Origin of the sequence: Streptomyces sp. NPDC090021, from assembly GCF_044748225.1 — a bacterium.
In the GTDB taxonomy this organism is placed as follows: Bacteria; Actinomycetota; Actinomycetes; order Streptomycetales; family Streptomycetaceae; genus Streptomyces.
Genome location: NZ_JBIVFO010000040.1, coordinates 43,795 through 58,241, shown reverse-complemented (window position 1 = coordinate 58,241; position 14,447 = coordinate 43,795). Strand labels below are relative to the sequence as shown.

The window sequence follows — 14,447 nt, the reverse complement described above, 5'->3', positions numbered from 1 at the left end:
CGCGGCCACCCGTGCGCCCCGTCCGGGCCGGGCGTCGTCAGGCGCCCTGGATGTGGAAGTTGAAGTCCGTGTGCCCCAGGGCGCTCATCAGGCGGAGCCAGACCGGGAGCAGCATCTCCGTGCCCCGGGCCGTTTCGATGCCACCGAGGTCCAGGACGCTCTCCTGCGGCCACCCGAAGGAGTGCAGCAGCTCGCGCACCAGCTTCTTGGCCTCCGCGTCCTCGCCCGAGACGAAGACGTGGTGCTCGCCGGGCACCCGGGCCGGGTCCACCATGATCTGGCAGTTCATCGTGTTCAGCGTCTTGACCACCCGCAGCCCCGGGAACGTCCGCTGGATCAGCTCGCCCAGGCTGTCGTCGTCCACCGGGTCCAGGCCCGGCGGGAAGCCAGCGGAGAAGTCCAGCGGGTTCGCGATGTCGATCAGGACCTTGCCGTCGAGGTGTGCGGCGTCCGCCTCCGTCAGTGCGGCGATGCTGACCTGTCCGCCGGTGGCGTTGACCAGGACCTCACCGTCCCGCGCCGCCTCGGCGAAGCCCGTCAGCCCCACACCGGGGTGGACCTCCTGCCAGTCCGAGTACTCGGGCCGGCCCAGGGTGGCGCCGGGGTCCCGGGTCCCGATGACGACCCGGTGGCCCAGGGAGTCGAGCCGGGCGGCCACCGTACGGCCGACGATCCCGGTGCCGAGAACTGCGTAACGCATCCGTGCTTCCTTCCGGTGGTGCGAAGGGGCCGCGGGCCGGACGGGCCCGTCCGGCCGTGGCTCAGTCCAGGATCCCGGCGTCGTGGAAGAAGCGGTACCTGTTCGGGGCCTCCGGCAGGAACCAGTGGAAGCCCTCGTCCAGGAAGACCGCCAGCATGCTCACGGCGATGACGAGGCCCAGGAACCACAGCGCGAACAGCCCCGCCGTCCGCAGCATCCCCGGCCCGGTCGCGGGTACGCCGCGGTCCGCCGTCGTGTGCGAGCAGGCCAGGAGGACGCCGACGACGACCACCGAGACCTGGAAGAGGATCAGGGACCACACGTACAGGTGCAGGCCGAGCACCTCGCCCCCGTACCCCTTGGCACCCGGCAGGATGTGCAGCGTCGTCTGCCGCCAGGCCGCGAAGGAGCCCCCGGTCGCCGCGACCAGCGCCAGGCCCCAGCCCGTCATGTAGTGGCGGCCCGTCACCGAGCCGCGCAGCAGTGCCGTACGGATGATGTACGCCGCACCCAGCGCCGCCAGCAGCATGAACATCCGCTGCACGACGCACAGCGGGCACGGGTGCTCCCCCCGCGCGAACTGCTGGAGGAGTCCGCCGGACACCACGCCCGCCCAGCCGACGGTGAACAGGCACGCGAACCAGTACTGGACCTTTCCCGGCTGCGCGGCCTCGGGCGTGCTCTCCGGCAGGATGCTCTCGATCGTGGCCACGGTCACCAGCTCAGCGTCAGGGCCAGGCCGCCGGTGATGTGGTGTGCCATCAGCAGGGTGACGGCGATGAGCATGACCCACCACGCCCCGAGCACGACCATCCGGGACGTCTCCCGGTACATGGCGATCAGCGTGGCGAGGAGCCCGCCGAAGATGAGGGTGTCCATGCCGCGGACCGTACCCAGACGAGGACATCCTGCCTGCTAGGCGCGCCCCCGGTCACGGCGTGGCGCGCCCCCGGTTACGTCGGTTGCCGCGTCGGCCGCGGCCGGGCCGCCCCGCGCCCGGGCCGCCCGTGCTCCGCCCGTCCAGGCCGATCCAGACCCGGACCTCGGTGCCGCCGAGCACCGAACGTCCCAGCCGGACGTCGCCGCCGGTCGATTCCGCGACCCGGCGCACGATGTCCAGGCCGAGGCCCGTGGACCCGTCCCGGCCGCCGTCGTTGCCGCGGCGCAGGGCCGCGTCGGGGTCGGAGATGCCGGGGCCGGCGTCCGAGACGAGCACGATCACCGCGTCGCCCGCGTCGTGGACGTCCACCGCGAAGGGGGTGCCCTCGGGGGTGTGCCGGAAGACGTTGCCGAGCATGGCGTCGAGGGCCGCGGCGAGTTCGGGCCGCGCCACGGGGATCCGTACGGTGCGGTCCACGCCCGCGAGCCGCACCTCGCGGCCCTCGTCCTCCGCGAGCGCCGACCAGAAGTCCATCCGGTCGCGGATCACCTCGGAGGCGTCGCAGCCCGCCCCCGCTCCCGCCCCGGCCAGACCGGCGGCAGGGCGCTGTTCCCGGGCCGTACGGATGATGGTGTCGACCTCGCGCTCCAGCTGTTCCACCGCCGCCCGGGTCTGCTCGGCGGCGGGGCCGTCCCCGAGGGAGGCCGTGTTGAGCCGGAGCACGGTCAGCGGGGTGCGCAGCCGGTGGGACAGGTCGGCGGCCAGTTCCCGCTCGTTGGCGAGGAGCTCGACCACCTGGTCGGCCATGGAGTTGAAGGCGACGGCCGCCGAACGCAGTTCCTTGGGCCCGGCCTCCGGTACGCGGGCCCCGAGCCGCCCCTCGCCCAGCTGGTGCGCGGCGTCCGCGAGCCGTTCGGCCGGCCGGACCAGCCGGGCGCCGAGCCGGTCGGCGACCGCGACCGAGCCGACGATCAGGGCCAGTCCGACGCCCGCGAGCACCAGCCAGGCGGTCGCGACGCCGTTGCTGACCTCGCTCTCCGGTACGAAGATCTCCACCACGGCGATATCGCCGGATCCCAGCGCGATCGGCTGGAGCAGCGCCGAGCCGCCGCCCGTCAGCGAGGCCGTGGTGGCGCGTCCCATCCGGCGGGTCTCCGCGACGGCGCGGTCCCCGACCCGGCCCTCGCCGATGCTCACCGGCGCGCCGCCGCCGACCGCGGGCACGTGGACGGCCATCCGCTGCGCGGCGCCCATCTGCGTGGACTCCACGGCCTTGCTCAGCTGCCCCGGGTCGGTGGTGATCGACAGCGTCGGCCCGATGGTGGCGGCCTGCCGTTCGGCGTTGGAGAAGGCGCGGTCGCTGGCCATCTCCTGGACGACGAGCCCGAGCGGTACGGCGAAGGCCACGACCACCATGGCCGTGACCGCGAGGCACACCTTGACCAGGGCCCATCTCATCGCTGCATCACTGCGGCGGCTCCAGCTTCACGCCGACCCCGCGCAGCGTGTGCAGGTACCGGGGCCGGGCGGCGGTCTCGCCGAGTTTGCGGCGCAGCCAGGACAGGTGGACGTCGATGGTCTGGTCGTCGCCGTAGGACTGCTGCCAGACCTCGGCGAGCAGTTCGCGGCGGGCCACGACGACTCCGGGGCGCCCGGCGAGGAAGGCCAGCAGGTCGAACTCCCGGCGGGTGAGGTCCAGTACCGCCCCGTCCAGTTCGGCCTGGCGGCGCAGCGGGTCGATGGCGAGGCCGCCGACGCGCAGGACGCGCGAGGGCGGTTCGGCTCCGGCGGCGGCCCGGGCGCGGCGCAGGACGGCGGCCATCCGGGCGGAGAGGTGTTCGACGGAGAAGGGTTTGGTCAGGTAGTCGTCGGCGCCGTCGTTGAGCAGCCGGACGATCTCGGCCTCGTCGTCGCGCGCGGTGGCGATGATCACGGGCACGTCCGTGATGCCGCGCAGCATCTTGAGCGCCTCGGACCCGTCCAGGTCCGGCAGGCCGAGGTCGAGGATGACCACGTCGAAGCGGTGGTGCGCGACTTCGCGCAGTGCCTCCAGGGCCGTGCCGACGCTCCGCACGGTGTGCGCGGCCTCCGTCAGGTGCCGGATGAGGGCGGAACGTACGAACTGGTCGTCCTCGACCACGAGCACACTTGCCATGGGCCGCACCGTAGTCCATTCGGACGACTGCACGGGGTGTCGGGCCACTCCTGTGGTGTGTGGTGCAGTATGTGCCTTGATGCGAAGAGGACTTGTGCATGCCATGGCGTGGATGCTCGCGACCGGGGCGGCGGTGACGCTGTGCTGGTGGGGTGTCCACACCGTCATGTCGGGCACGGCCTACGACCGGCCGCTCGCGGTGCCGCTGGCCGGCCAGCCGCTGTCCTCCTCGACCCGGAGCGCGCAGCCCTCGGACTCGCCGTCGCAGTCCCCGTCCGCCTCGGGCTCCCCGTCGCCCGGCCCGACCTCGTCGCCGACCGCGGAAGCCTCTCCCGGCAGGCCGTCGCAGACTCCTGCGGCCTCCCCGCGCGGGCCGCAGCAGCCGGAGGGCCAGGACTCGGGGAAGGTGCAGGCCTATCCGGTCTCCGGCGGCCGGGTCGTCTTCTCCCTCGGCGCCTCCTCGGCCGAGCTGGTGACGGCGACACCGGCGGCGGGCTGGCGGATGCAGGTGTGGAAGCAGGACTTCTGGATCCGGGTCACCTTCACCCGGGACGGCCGCGAGGTGTCGGTGTTCTGCACCTGGCACGACCACCCGCCGCTGGTGGAGATCGTCGACCCCTGAGGCGGTCCCCGGGGCGGCGCCGGAGCGGGTCCCGGCCCTTGCGCAAGGGCCGCCCCACCGGGGAGCGGCGCCCGCGCCGCGGCGGACGCCTCATCGGGCGCGGTCCGGCCGCGTGCACCCTCCAGGAGGTCCCGCCCCGGTCGCGGACGGAAAGGTCGTCCGCCCGCCGCACCAGCACTCCACCCGCTCCTTCTCCCCTCCGGACACCATCCACGTGCCGCGCCGCGAGGCCCCGAGCGCCCGGTGGGCCTTCGTGCGGTCCGGCACCTCGGAAGGGAGCGGAGTCGTGCGCGCCCGGGTGGCGCAGGAACCCGTCACCCCTTCCCCGTGCCGGCCGAGGACACCCCTACCGGAACACGGAGGGCGGCGGCTGCGGCGAGGCCACCGCGGAGGCGTCGGCGACCGGGGGCGCGCCGCCCGCGAAGTCGGCCAGCGCCCGGCCGTGCTCGACGCGGCCCGGATGCGGGTCGGTCGCGACCCGGCGGGTGAACTCCGCGACGGGCAGTTCCCGGTCGGCGGCCACGAGCACCGCATTGCCGAAACGTTTCCCTCGCCACACCACCGGGTCCGCGGCCAGCGCCAGCTCCGCGAACCGGGACGCCGCCGTCGCGATCTGGCCGCGCAGATGGGCCAGCGGCGGCCCGTCCGCGAGGTTCGCCACGTACCACCCGGTGGGCGCCAGGGCCCGGCGTACGTCGTCCAGGAACTCCGCGCTCGTCAGGTGCGCCGGAGTGCGCGCCCCGCTGAACACGTCCGCGATCACCAGGTCCGCCCAGCCGTCCGGCACCTTCGCCAGACCGGCCCGCGCGTCCACCGTCCGCACCCGGACCCGCGCCTGCGGATCCAGCGGCAGGTGCTCCCGTACGAAGGCCACCAGCGCGGCGTCGATCTCCACGACCTGCTGGGTGGAGCGCGGGCGGGACGCGGCCGTGTACCGGGCCAGGGTGAAGGCGCCGCCGCCCAGGTGCACCACGTTCAGGGGCCGGCGGGCCGGCGCGACGAGGTCGATGAGGTGGCCGATCCGTCGCTGGTAGGCGAAGTCCAGGTACGACGGGTCGTCCAGGTCCACATGCGACTGCGGGGCCCCGTCGATCAGCAGGGTCCAGGCGCGGGGCCGCTCCCGGTCCGGCTCCAGCTCCGCCAGACCGCCGCCCACCTGCCCGGCGACCGCCTCCGCGCCACCGCGCTGCCTGCCCCTGTTCCTGTCCTTGCCCGCCACCACCCCATTGTGCGGGTCGGCGGGCGGGGACGGTTCAGCGGCAGTTGTCGGCGGCCTCGATCAGCCGGGCCGCCTCGCCGAGCGCCGCGCGCAGCACCTCGGGGTCGGTGACCGGGCCGACGGCCTCCGGCGGGAGCAGCCAGCCCGTGGCGCCCGCCGTGGGCGAGACGGCGTCACCGAAACGCATCCCCCGCCCGTTGGTCTGCGTACACGCACTGCCCGGGAGGTCCCAGGCGTCGGCGGTGCCGGGCGGTACGAGAAAGCCGAGGGTGTCACCGGACCCGTCGTGCAGGACGGGCCCCACCGGGCCGGACCGGCCGGCGGCCCGGCGGATGATGTCCACCGCCTCCAGGCCCTGCCGGGCGGGCACGGTCACCAGGTCCAGCTCCGGGGCAGCGACGCCGGACCCGGGCGCGGTGTTCGTTCCAGTGCTCTCCATGCCGACCTCCACCAAGGGGAACCCCTCCTCGATCCGTATCCGCATGGGTTCAACGCACGGGAACGTCAACGGGTGCGGCGCCAAGACGCCGCAAAGGATGGCAGTTCATGGCGGATCGCGGGTGAGATATCCGTTTTGTAGCTAAACACCGCGTGAACACCGCGTCGCTGGCGGTACGTTCATGCGCGCCGGGCCCACCGCACCAGCCCCCGCACCGGCGCTGCGCTCCTCGCCAGAGAGGTCACGTCCATGGCGGCGTTCCCCCACTCACCCAACTCCACGTTCAGGCGGCTGCGCGGGCAGCTCTCCCCCGCCGAATTCGCCGCCCTGGTACGCAGGGCGGCGAAGGAGATCGGAGAAACGGTTTCCTGCGACGCGCGCTACATCGGCCGGGTCGAGTCCGGCGAGATCCGCTGCCCCAACTACGCCTACGAGCGGGTCTTCCTCCACATGTTCCCCGGCCGCACCCTGGCCGACTTGGGCTTCTCCCCCCGCGAGGCCGTCCGCGGCCGCTCGGCGCAGCGCGGCCCGCACCCGGTCCCCCGTTCCCCTTCCAGTGCCAAGGAGAGCGACGTGCTGCGTCGCGCGTTCATGGCGGGCGGCTCCGCGACCGTGGCGGCCGCGACGCTCAGCCTCACCCTGCTCGGCGACACCCGCCGACTGCCCGCGCGCGCCGGCGAGTCCGAGGCCGCCGCCGTCGAGGACGCCGTACGCCGGATCCGGCTGCTCGACGACCGGCACGGGGCGGACGCCCTCTACCGCAGGGCCTCCGAACCCCTGCGCACCGCCTACGCCCTGCTCGACGCCGGGGCGACGCGGCAGTCCACCGAGGACAGGCTGCACTCGGGCGCCGGCGAACTGGCCGTCTCGGTCGGCTGGCTGGCCCACGACTCCGGCCGTTTCGACGACGCCCGCTCCCACTACGCGGAGGCGTTGGCCACGGCGCGGGTGGCACGGGACGCGGGCCTGGAGGCCCACGCCTTCAGCAACATGTCCTTCCTGGCCCGGGACACCGGTCGCGCGCGCGAGGCCGTACGCGCGGCCCAGGCGGGCCTGCGCGCCGCCTCCTCCCTCGGCTCGCCCCGGCTGCTGTCGCTGCTCGCGCTGCGGGAGGCCGGTGGATGGGCGGGGCTCGACGACCGCAAGTCCTGCGAGGGGTCGCTGGCGCGGGCCCACCGGGAGTTCTCGCGGGGGCCCGCGGAGGCCGACCCCGAGTGGATGTCCTTCTTCGGCGAGGCCGAGCTGGAGTCGCTGGAGGCGCGGTGCTGGTCGGCGCTCGGCGAGCACGCCCGAGCCGCGCGGCACGCGCGGCGGGCCGCCGACCTCCAGGATCCGCACTTCGCCCGGAACGTGGCCCTCTACGCCGCCGAGCTGGCCGGTGACCTGGCCCGGGCCGACGCCCCCGACGAGGCGGCGTGGGCGGGCGGGCGGGTGCTGGACCTGCTGGCCGAGGTCCAGTCGACGCGGGTGCGGTCGATGCTCGCGGAGACGGCCGCGACCCTCGTCCCCCACCAGCGGTCCCCCCGCGTGAACACGTTCCTGACCCGCCACGCCTCTGCTTGACGCCGAGTCGCCGCGCGGGTCGGCTCCCGCCGGGGGTGACCACTGCCTTGCGGCGGGCTCGGCGGTACGGGTCGGCTCCCGCCGGGCGGTGGTGTTGGCGGGCTCGGCGGTACGGGTCGGCTCCCGCCGGGCGGTGGTGTTGGCGGGCTCGGCGGTACGGGTCGGCTCCCGCCGGGGGTGACCAATGCCCCTGTGGCGGTCTCGGCGGTACGGGCGGGGTTTCGGCTGGCCGGTGGTGCGGGAGTGCGGGTCGGCTCCCGCCGGGGTGACCAATGCCCCTGTGGCGGGCTCGGTGGTACGGCCTGTGTCTGCTGGTCGGTGGTGTGGGGGTGTGGGTCGGTGCCCCGGCGGAGTGTCTCCTCGGCTCGGCGCGGACTCCTTGTCCCGGCCAGGCGGCCTTGGTCGCGCCTCGTCCTGCGGGGACACTCCGCCGTGTCCCCGCCCCACGCCACGGCTCCGCCCGGACGACACCACGCCCTCCCGGAGCCTGCCCGTACCGCTGGAGGGAGGCCCGGCGGTGTGGGCGGAGTTTCGGCTGGCCGGTGGTGTGAGGGTGTGGGTCGGTGCCCCGCCGGAGTGTCTCCTCGGCTCGGCGCGGACTCCTCGTCCCGGCCAGGCGGCCTTGGTCGCGCCTCGTCCTGCGGGGACACTCCGCCGTGTCCCCGCCCCACGCCACGGCTCCGCCCAGGCGACACCACGCCTTCCCGGAGCCTGCCCGTACAGCTGGAGGGAGGCCCGGCAGGGGTGTCCCCGCCCCACGCCACAGCTCCGCCCAGGCGACACCACGCCTTCCCGGAGCCTGCCCGTACGGCTGGAGGGGGGACGGGCAGGGGTGTCCCCGCAGGACGAGGCGCGACCACCGGGTACAGCCGGGACAAAGAGCACGCGCCGAGCCGAGGAGACACCCCTGCCCGGCCCCCCGACCCCGCCCGCACCACGCCCGCAACCCGGGACCCGCGACACACCGCCGACCCCGCGAAGCAAGCCCCGGACCCGCCGAGCAACCCCGCAGGAGCCCCGGCCCCCCGACCCACCCGCACCGCGCCCGCAACCCGGGACCCGCGACACGCTCCCGACCCCGCGAAGCAAGCCCGAATCCCGCCGAGCAACCCCGCAGGGGCCCGGCCCCCCGACCCACCCGCACCACGCCCGTAACCCGGGACTCGCGACACGCTCCCGACCCCGCGAAGCCAGCCCCGGACCCGCCGAGCAACCCCGCAGGGGCCCGGCGGCACGCTCCCGACCCCGCGAAGCAAGCCCCGGACCCGCCGAGCAACCCCGCAGGGGCCCGGCCGCTACCCCCGCGGGAGCGGATCGGCGTCCAGATGGCCCGTGTCGTTCCAGCGTTCCAGGGCCGGCGCCCCGTACGCCCAGCCCAGGACCGACAGGGACGTCGGCTCCAGGCGGATGCGGGCGCCGAAGGACGCGTCGAAGCCCAGCCAGCGCGCGGCCAGCGTGCGCAGGATGTGTCCGTGGGCGAAGACGAGCACGTCCCGCTCCGCCGCGCGCGCCCACGCCACCACCTCGTCGGCACGCGCCGAGACGTCGGCCACCGACTCGCCGCCGGGGACGCCGTCGCGCCAGATCAGCCAGCCCGGCCGGACCGCCTGGATCTCGGCCGGGGTCATGCCCTCGTACTCGCCGTAGTCCCACTCCAGCAGCGCGTCCCACGGTTCGGCCCGGGCGCCGAAGCCCGCCAGGTCGCAGCTCTCGCTCGCGCGGACCAGCGGGCTGGTCCGCACCTCCAGGCCGGGCAGGCCCTTCCACGGGTCGCGGGCCAGGCGTTCGCCGAGCAGTTTCGCGCCCTGTTTGCCCTCCTCCAGCAGCGGCACGTCCGTGCGTCCGGTGTGCTTGCCGAGCTGCGACCACGCCGTCTGACCGTGACGGGCCAGCAGGATGCGGGGGGCCATGCGAATCTCCCGATGTGCGTTTCCTCGTCCGCCCATCATCCATCACGCCCCCGGCCGCCTCTCCCACCGGCCCGTTTCCGCGCTCCGCCCACGATTGTCAGTGGCGGATGGGACACTTCCGCGGGTGAGCTCTTACCCGCCCCGCAGCCCCGCGCAGCCGACCACGCTGCGGCAGCGGCTCGCCGGCCTGCGAGGTCCTGACGTACAGCCCCGCCCGCTCGACGCCCGGGCGCTGGCGGCCCTCGCCGCCAACCCCGGCTGCGGCAGACGCGCCCTGCTCGACGGCGCCGGCGTGGACAAGAACGCCCTGGCCACGGCCCTCGGCTCGCCCGCCGCCTTCGGGCAGTCGCAGTTCGCCATCATCCGCGGGAACTCCTTCGAGGCGAGGGTCAAGGGCGACGGCGGCGCCGAGCTGCTGCGGCTGGTCCACGCGCATCTGGATCCGGCCGCCGAGCCGCCCGGGGCGGGCGCCCGCGTTCCCGACCTGACGGCCGCCGGTCCCGAGGGCCGCGCCGCCCGGACCGCCCTGGCGCTGCGCGATGCCACCGCGGCGAAGGAGTGGACGCTGCTGGACCACCCGATGCTGGCCCTGGAGGTGGCCGGTTCCCCGGCCTATCTGGAGCCGGACGCCGTCGTCGTGCACCCCGACGGCCGCTGGACCGTGGTGGAGATCAAGTCGTTCCCCATGATCGACGCGGCCGCGGACGCCGCGAAGGTGGGCGCGGCGGCCCGGCAGGCCGCCGTCTACGTCCTGGCTCTGGAGCGGACCGCCGGGAAGCTGCCCGGCGCCGAGGTCGGGCACACCGTGCTGCTGGTCTGCCCGAAGGACTTCTCCAACCTGCCCACGGCCGCTCCCGTCGACATCCGCCGCGAGCGTTCGGTGACCCGCCGCCAGCTGGACCGGCTGACCCGGGTCGAGGAGCTGGCCGCCGCGCTGCCGGAGGGGCTCAGCTTCGACCCGGAGCGGAGCGCCGAGGAGCTGGCCGAGGCGGTCTCCGCGGTGGACGCCGCCTACGCCCCCGAGTGCCTGGCCGCCTGCGAGCTGGCCTTCCACTGCCGGGAGCGGGCCCGCGCCGCCGACGAGGTGACCGCGCTGGGCCGTTCCGTACGGGGTGAGCTGGGCTCGCTGACCACCGTCGAGGAGGCCCTGGCGGCGGCCGCCGGCGGCGGGTGCGCCGAGGACCCCACCGCCGCCGCCCTGCACCGCGCGGCGCGGCTGCGCGCCGAGGCGCTGGAGACCGCCGCCGCCCGTCCCCGCCCGCACGTTCCGGAGATCCCCGCATGCCCCTGCTGAGCACCCTGGCCCGGCTGGAGGCCGTCCGCGCTGGCCGCGCCCAGCCGCTCGCGACGGTGCGTCACCGTCATCTGAGCGAGAAGCCGCTGGTCTTCGTGCCGCTGACCACGGCCGGTGAGGCCGGTGCCCCGCTCGGCGCGCTGGTCGGCACCGACCGGCACGATCCGCGCGTCTTCGTGATACCCCAGCCCCGTGACCGGGACCTGCGCTGGGCGTTCCTCGCCGACCTCGCGGTGCACGTGCTGGCGCACATCGAGGCGTACGCCGACGAGGTGGAGCCGGCCGAGCGCAGCGAGACCGATCCGGAGACGGGCAAGCGGGTCAAGGTCGAGACGGAGCTGTGCGTCGACGCCCCGCAGCTGATCGTGCCGAGCCGGGCGGGCATCGAGTACGTCCGCCTGCTGGGGCGGTCGATGAGGTTCCGGCGCACCGCGGAGGAGGATCCGGACAATCCCTTCCCGGCGCCGTCACGGGTGCCGCTGCTGGGCCGCTGGTTCACGCACCTCGGTGAGCGCGCGCGGGTGCCCGGCTCCTCGATGCTGCTGTCGGCGACGGATCTGCTGTCCCGGCACTGGGCGACGGGGCAGAGCAACCTGGAGGACCAGCACCTGGGCGCGCTCCTGGCCTGGATCGCCCCGCCGGGGGGCGGGTCGGGGGCGGAGGCGGCCCTGCGCGCGGAGCTGGGCCGGGACGAGCACGGCCAGTTGCTGTGCCCGCCGGCCGGTCCGGCCACCGACCCGGCCTTCGACAACAAGCTGCTGGCGCCGGCCATCGCCCGCTACGACGCGGCGCGCGCGGCCCTGGCGGCCGGGCCGGGGGACGACGACCGTGAGGTGCGGACGGCCGAACGGGCCGTGCGCCGACTGGTCGTGGACCAGATGTCAAGCACCTGGTGGGCGACGTGGGAGGCGATCGACCTGGTCCGCGGGCTGCCGCCGGGCGAGCGGGCGCAGGAGCGCTGGACGCGCGACCGCTGGTCGTACACGGGCCACCGGGACCGGGTACGGGCGGGCGAGCCGCCGCAGCCGCGCCGCGACGACGCGGTGACGGCGGCCCAGAAGCTGGCCACGCGGGAGACCGAGCAGGTGCGGCTGGATGCCCAGGAGGCGCTGGACGATCCGCTGGTCATGGCGGGCCGGCGGCTGGCGGGCGAGGCCTTCGCGGGTGAGGTCACCGAGGTGGTGATGGAGTGGACGGAGTCGAAGCGGCCGAGTCCGCGTCCGCTGGTGACGGTGTCCACGGAGGACCGGCCGCAGCTCGCGGACGGGGGCGGCGCCGTGAAGGTGTACCGCTCCCTGGAGGGGCGGCCGCAGAGCGCGCAGTTCGTCCGTGTCGAGGAGGACGGGCAGGTGGTGCTGCGGCTCCTCGACAAGATGGGCCGTGGCCGGGACCCGGAGCCGGGTTCCGTGCCCGACAAGGGCGACCGCGTGTGCTGGACGCTGTTCGAGCACGACGCACGCGGTGGCCCGAAGCTCCCGGACCCGGAGCGGACGCCGTGGACCCATGGCGGCCCGCCGGGGTCCGGGTCCGCCGTTCACCTTCCCGACGCCGTCACCGACGAGGACATCCTGTGACTCCTGTGTCCGCACCCGCCGCCTTCGACCCGGGTGCGGCGGCCGCCCGGGCGACCGCCGAGATCCTGCACGACACCCTGTACGGGACCGAGCGGGGTGTCGTGGTGGACTCCCCGCCGGGGGCCGGCAAGTCCACGCTGGTGGTCCGGGCGTCCCGGGAGCTGGCCGCCGCGGGGCGCCGGCTGATGGTGGTGGCGCAGACGAACGCGCAGGTCGACGACCTGGTGCTGCGGCTGGCCGAGAAGGACCCGGAGCTGAGGGTCGGCCGGCTGCACAGCAGTGAGGGGGATTCCTACGATCCGGCGCTGCGGGAGCTGCCGTCGGTGACCCTCTCGGCGAAGCCGGGGGATCTCGCGGAGCTGCCGATCACCCTCTCAACGGCGGCGAAGTGGGCGTTCGTGAAGGACGTCGAGCCCTGGAGCCACGCGATCGTCGACGAGGCGTACCAGATGCGCTCCGATGCGCTGCTGGCGGTGGCCGGGCTGTTCGAGCGGGCGCTGTTCGTGGGCGACCCGGGGCAGCTGGACCCGTTCAGCGTGGTCGGCGCAGAGCAGTGGGCGGGGCTGTCCTACGACCCGTCGGCGTCGGCGGTGAGTACGCTGCTGGCGCACAATCCGCAGTTGCCGCAGCACCGGCTGCCGGTGTCCTGGCGGCTGCCGGCGACGGCGGCGCCGCTGGTGTCCCGCGCGTTCTACCCGTACACGCCGTTCCGCAGCGGTACGGGGCCGGGCGACCGGCGGCTGTCGTACGGGGTGGCCTCGGACGGGTCGGGGCCGGACCGGGTGCTGGACGAGGCTGCGGAGGCGGGCTGGGGGCTGCTGGAGCTGCCGGCGCGGCACACGCCGCGGACCGATCCGGAGGCGGTCGGCGCGGTGGCGCTGGTGGTGCGCCGGGCCCTGGACCGGGGGGCGGTGACCTCCGACGAGCGGTCCTCGGGGCCGGTGGCGCTGACGGCCGACCGGATCGCGGTCGGCACCGCGCACCGCGACCAGGCGGCGGCGGTCCGTGCGGCGCTGGCCTCGCTCGGGGTCTCGGGGGTCACGGTGGACACGGCAAACCGGCTGCAGGGCCGCGAGTACGACCTGACGGTGGTCCTGCACCCGCTGTCGGGGCGCCCGGACGCGACGGCCTTCCATCTGGAGACGGGCCGGCTGTGCGTGCTGGCGTCGCGGCACCGGCACGCCTGTGTGGTGGTGGCCCGGGCGGGCATAGCGGAGCTGCTGGACGACCATCCGTCGACGGAGCCGGTGCAGCTGGGGGTGACGGTGAAGTTCCCGGACGGCTGGGAGGCGATGATGTCCACGTGGGATTTCTGGTCCAACCACCGCGTCTCGTGGCGGCCGTAGCACAACGGGTGCCCTCAGTGCCCGGTCACTTCGTCCATGAGCATCCGCAGCGTCAGTGAGTGCTTCTCGGGTGGCAGAGCGGTCAAGGCTGCCTGCGCATACGCCACGCCTCCCACACGGTCACCGGACCGAGCCGGCATCAGACCCCGGTGCCTCTCCAGGTGCGTCCGGAAGCGAGGAAGCGTTTCGGGAAGCTCTCGAACAGCCGGCCTCGCGCCACCGCTCACGACAGGTCGGCGCGGCCCAGCCACGCCGGCTTGACCGGTACGCCGTCCGCATACCGCTCGACCTGCCCGACCGACTCGCCAGGTGAGGTGACGTGCTCGCCCGACACCTCCACAGGTTCCGGGACAGCGGGCGCGGCGGAATCCTCCTGCCCGTCCGACTCGCCAGGTGAGGTGGCGGGCTCGCTCGACACCTCCACAGGTTCCGGGACAGCGGGCGCGGCGGAATCCTCCAGCACCTCCGCCACCGTGAACCGCGTGACGAACGACTGCCACACCCCGTCAACGACGAGGAGGAATCCGTCGCTCTCTCGAAGGAGCCGACGACGCCTGGGGCTTCTGGGGTGCTCGGGAGTGTGGCTCCGAGCCCGCCGTTCCAGCTCGGTGAGCGCCTCCGCTCGGGATCCGGAGATGTGCGCCACCACGTGCGCCTCTGTGTGCTTGCGCTCGCCGAGACCCACGGTCGTCTCGATGACCAGTCCCCATATCGTCATACTCTCCACCCCTTCACGCTTGCGTGT

At 74.7% G+C, this 14,447-nt stretch carries 14 protein-coding genes and 1 pseudogene; 5 read left to right on the top strand and 10 right to left on the bottom strand.

The features are described 5' to 3' along the window. Window positions 1-37 precede the first annotated feature (37 nt). The 5 genes from ACIPXC_RS27650 to ACIPXC_RS27630 all read right to left on the bottom strand — a co-directional run bounded on the left by ACIPXC_RS27650 (window position 38) and on the right by ACIPXC_RS27630 (window position 3,735). Entirely contained in the window at window positions 38-700 is a 663-nt protein-coding gene (locus ACIPXC_RS27650; protein WP_401623569.1) for an NADPH-dependent F420 reductase, read from the bottom strand. A gap of 61 nt (window positions 701-761) precedes the next feature. Continuing rightward, window positions 762-1,418 (bottom strand): disulfide bond formation protein B, encoded by a 657-nt coding sequence (locus ACIPXC_RS27645; RefSeq protein ID WP_401623567.1) that lies wholly within the window; start codon window positions 1,416-1,418, stop codon window positions 762-764. Further along, on the bottom strand, window positions 1,415-1,579 hold the full coding sequence (locus tag ACIPXC_RS27640; RefSeq protein WP_167350552.1) for a DUF5993 family protein: 165 nt from the start codon (window positions 1,577-1,579) through the stop codon (window positions 1,415-1,417). The genes ACIPXC_RS27645 and ACIPXC_RS27640 overlap by 4 nt, the downstream gene beginning before the upstream one ends. 52 nt (window positions 1,580-1,631) lie before the next feature. After that, window positions 1,632-3,038 carry a sensor histidine kinase gene (locus ACIPXC_RS27635; RefSeq protein WP_401623565.1) on the bottom strand — a complete coding sequence of 469 codons (1,407 nt, stop codon included), beginning with the start codon at window positions 3,036-3,038 and terminating at the stop codon, window positions 1,632-1,634. Between the two features lie 7 nt (window positions 3,039-3,045). Continuing rightward, window positions 3,046-3,735 (bottom strand): response regulator transcription factor, encoded by a 690-nt coding sequence (locus tag ACIPXC_RS27630; protein WP_401623563.1) that lies wholly within the window; start codon window positions 3,733-3,735, stop codon window positions 3,046-3,048. Between the two features lie 79 nt (window positions 3,736-3,814). On the opposite strand from ACIPXC_RS27630, the gene ACIPXC_RS27625 reads away from it, so the two are divergent. Then, complete coding sequence (locus ACIPXC_RS27625; RefSeq protein ID WP_401623561.1) at window positions 3,815-4,357, top strand: hypothetical protein; 543 nt, start codon at window positions 3,815-3,817, stop codon at window positions 4,355-4,357. 346 nt (window positions 4,358-4,703) lie between these two features. On the opposite strand, the gene ACIPXC_RS27620 is transcribed toward ACIPXC_RS27625, so the two are convergent. Next, a complete protein-coding gene (locus tag ACIPXC_RS27620) occupies window positions 4,704-5,576 on the bottom strand; it encodes a spermidine synthase (RefSeq protein ID WP_401623559.1) in 873 nt (290 codons plus the stop codon). Between the two features lie 34 nt (window positions 5,577-5,610). Continuing rightward, a complete protein-coding gene (locus ACIPXC_RS27615; RefSeq protein ID WP_401623557.1) occupies window positions 5,611-6,015 on the bottom strand; it encodes a hypothetical protein in 405 nt (134 codons plus the stop codon). A gap of 249 nt (window positions 6,016-6,264) precedes the next feature. On the opposite strand from ACIPXC_RS27615, the gene ACIPXC_RS27610 reads away from it, so the two are divergent. Beyond that, entirely contained in the window at window positions 6,265-7,578 is a 1,314-nt protein-coding gene (locus ACIPXC_RS27610; protein WP_401623555.1) for a tetratricopeptide repeat protein, read from the top strand. A 1,295-nt stretch (window positions 7,579-8,873) separates the two neighbouring features. On the opposite strand, the gene ACIPXC_RS27605 is transcribed toward ACIPXC_RS27610, so the two are convergent. Then, on the bottom strand, window positions 8,874-9,488 hold the full coding sequence (locus tag ACIPXC_RS27605) for a histidine phosphatase family protein (RefSeq protein ID WP_401623553.1): 615 nt from the start codon (window positions 9,486-9,488) through the stop codon (window positions 8,874-8,876). A gap of 124 nt (window positions 9,489-9,612) precedes the next feature. Between ACIPXC_RS27605 and ACIPXC_RS27600 the strand changes: the two genes are divergently transcribed. Genes ACIPXC_RS27600 through ACIPXC_RS27590 form a run of 3 tightly spaced genes read left to right on the top strand, consistent with a single transcriptional unit; the run spans window position 9,613 to window position 13,702 of the window. Continuing rightward, window positions 9,613-10,782, top strand: a complete 1,170-nt coding sequence (locus ACIPXC_RS27600; RefSeq protein WP_401623551.1) for a hypothetical protein — start codon at window positions 9,613-9,615, stop codon at window positions 10,780-10,782. Beyond that, window positions 10,770-12,356, top strand: a complete 1,587-nt coding sequence (locus tag ACIPXC_RS27595; protein WP_401623549.1) for a hypothetical protein — start codon at window positions 10,770-10,772, stop codon at window positions 12,354-12,356. Before ACIPXC_RS27600 ends, ACIPXC_RS27595 begins: the two co-directional genes overlap by 13 nt. Next, on the top strand, window positions 12,353-13,702 hold the full coding sequence (locus ACIPXC_RS27590; RefSeq protein ID WP_401623547.1) for an AAA domain-containing protein: 1,350 nt from the start codon (window positions 12,353-12,355) through the stop codon (window positions 13,700-13,702). Before ACIPXC_RS27595 ends, ACIPXC_RS27590 begins: the two co-directional genes overlap by 4 nt. Before the next feature lie 14 nt (window positions 13,703-13,716). On the opposite strand, the pseudogene ACIPXC_RS27585 reads toward ACIPXC_RS27590, so the two are convergent. Together ACIPXC_RS27585 and ACIPXC_RS27580 are read right to left on the bottom strand one after the other, a co-directional pair. Next, window positions 13,717-13,908, bottom strand: a pseudogene (locus ACIPXC_RS27585) (XRE family transcriptional regulator); the annotation flags it as partial. Between the two features lie 17 nt (window positions 13,909-13,925). Further along, window positions 13,926-14,429 carry a hypothetical protein gene (locus ACIPXC_RS27580; protein WP_401623545.1) on the bottom strand — a complete coding sequence of 168 codons (504 nt, stop codon included), beginning with the start codon at window positions 14,427-14,429 and terminating at the stop codon, window positions 13,926-13,928. Window positions 14,430-14,447 lie beyond the last annotated feature (18 nt).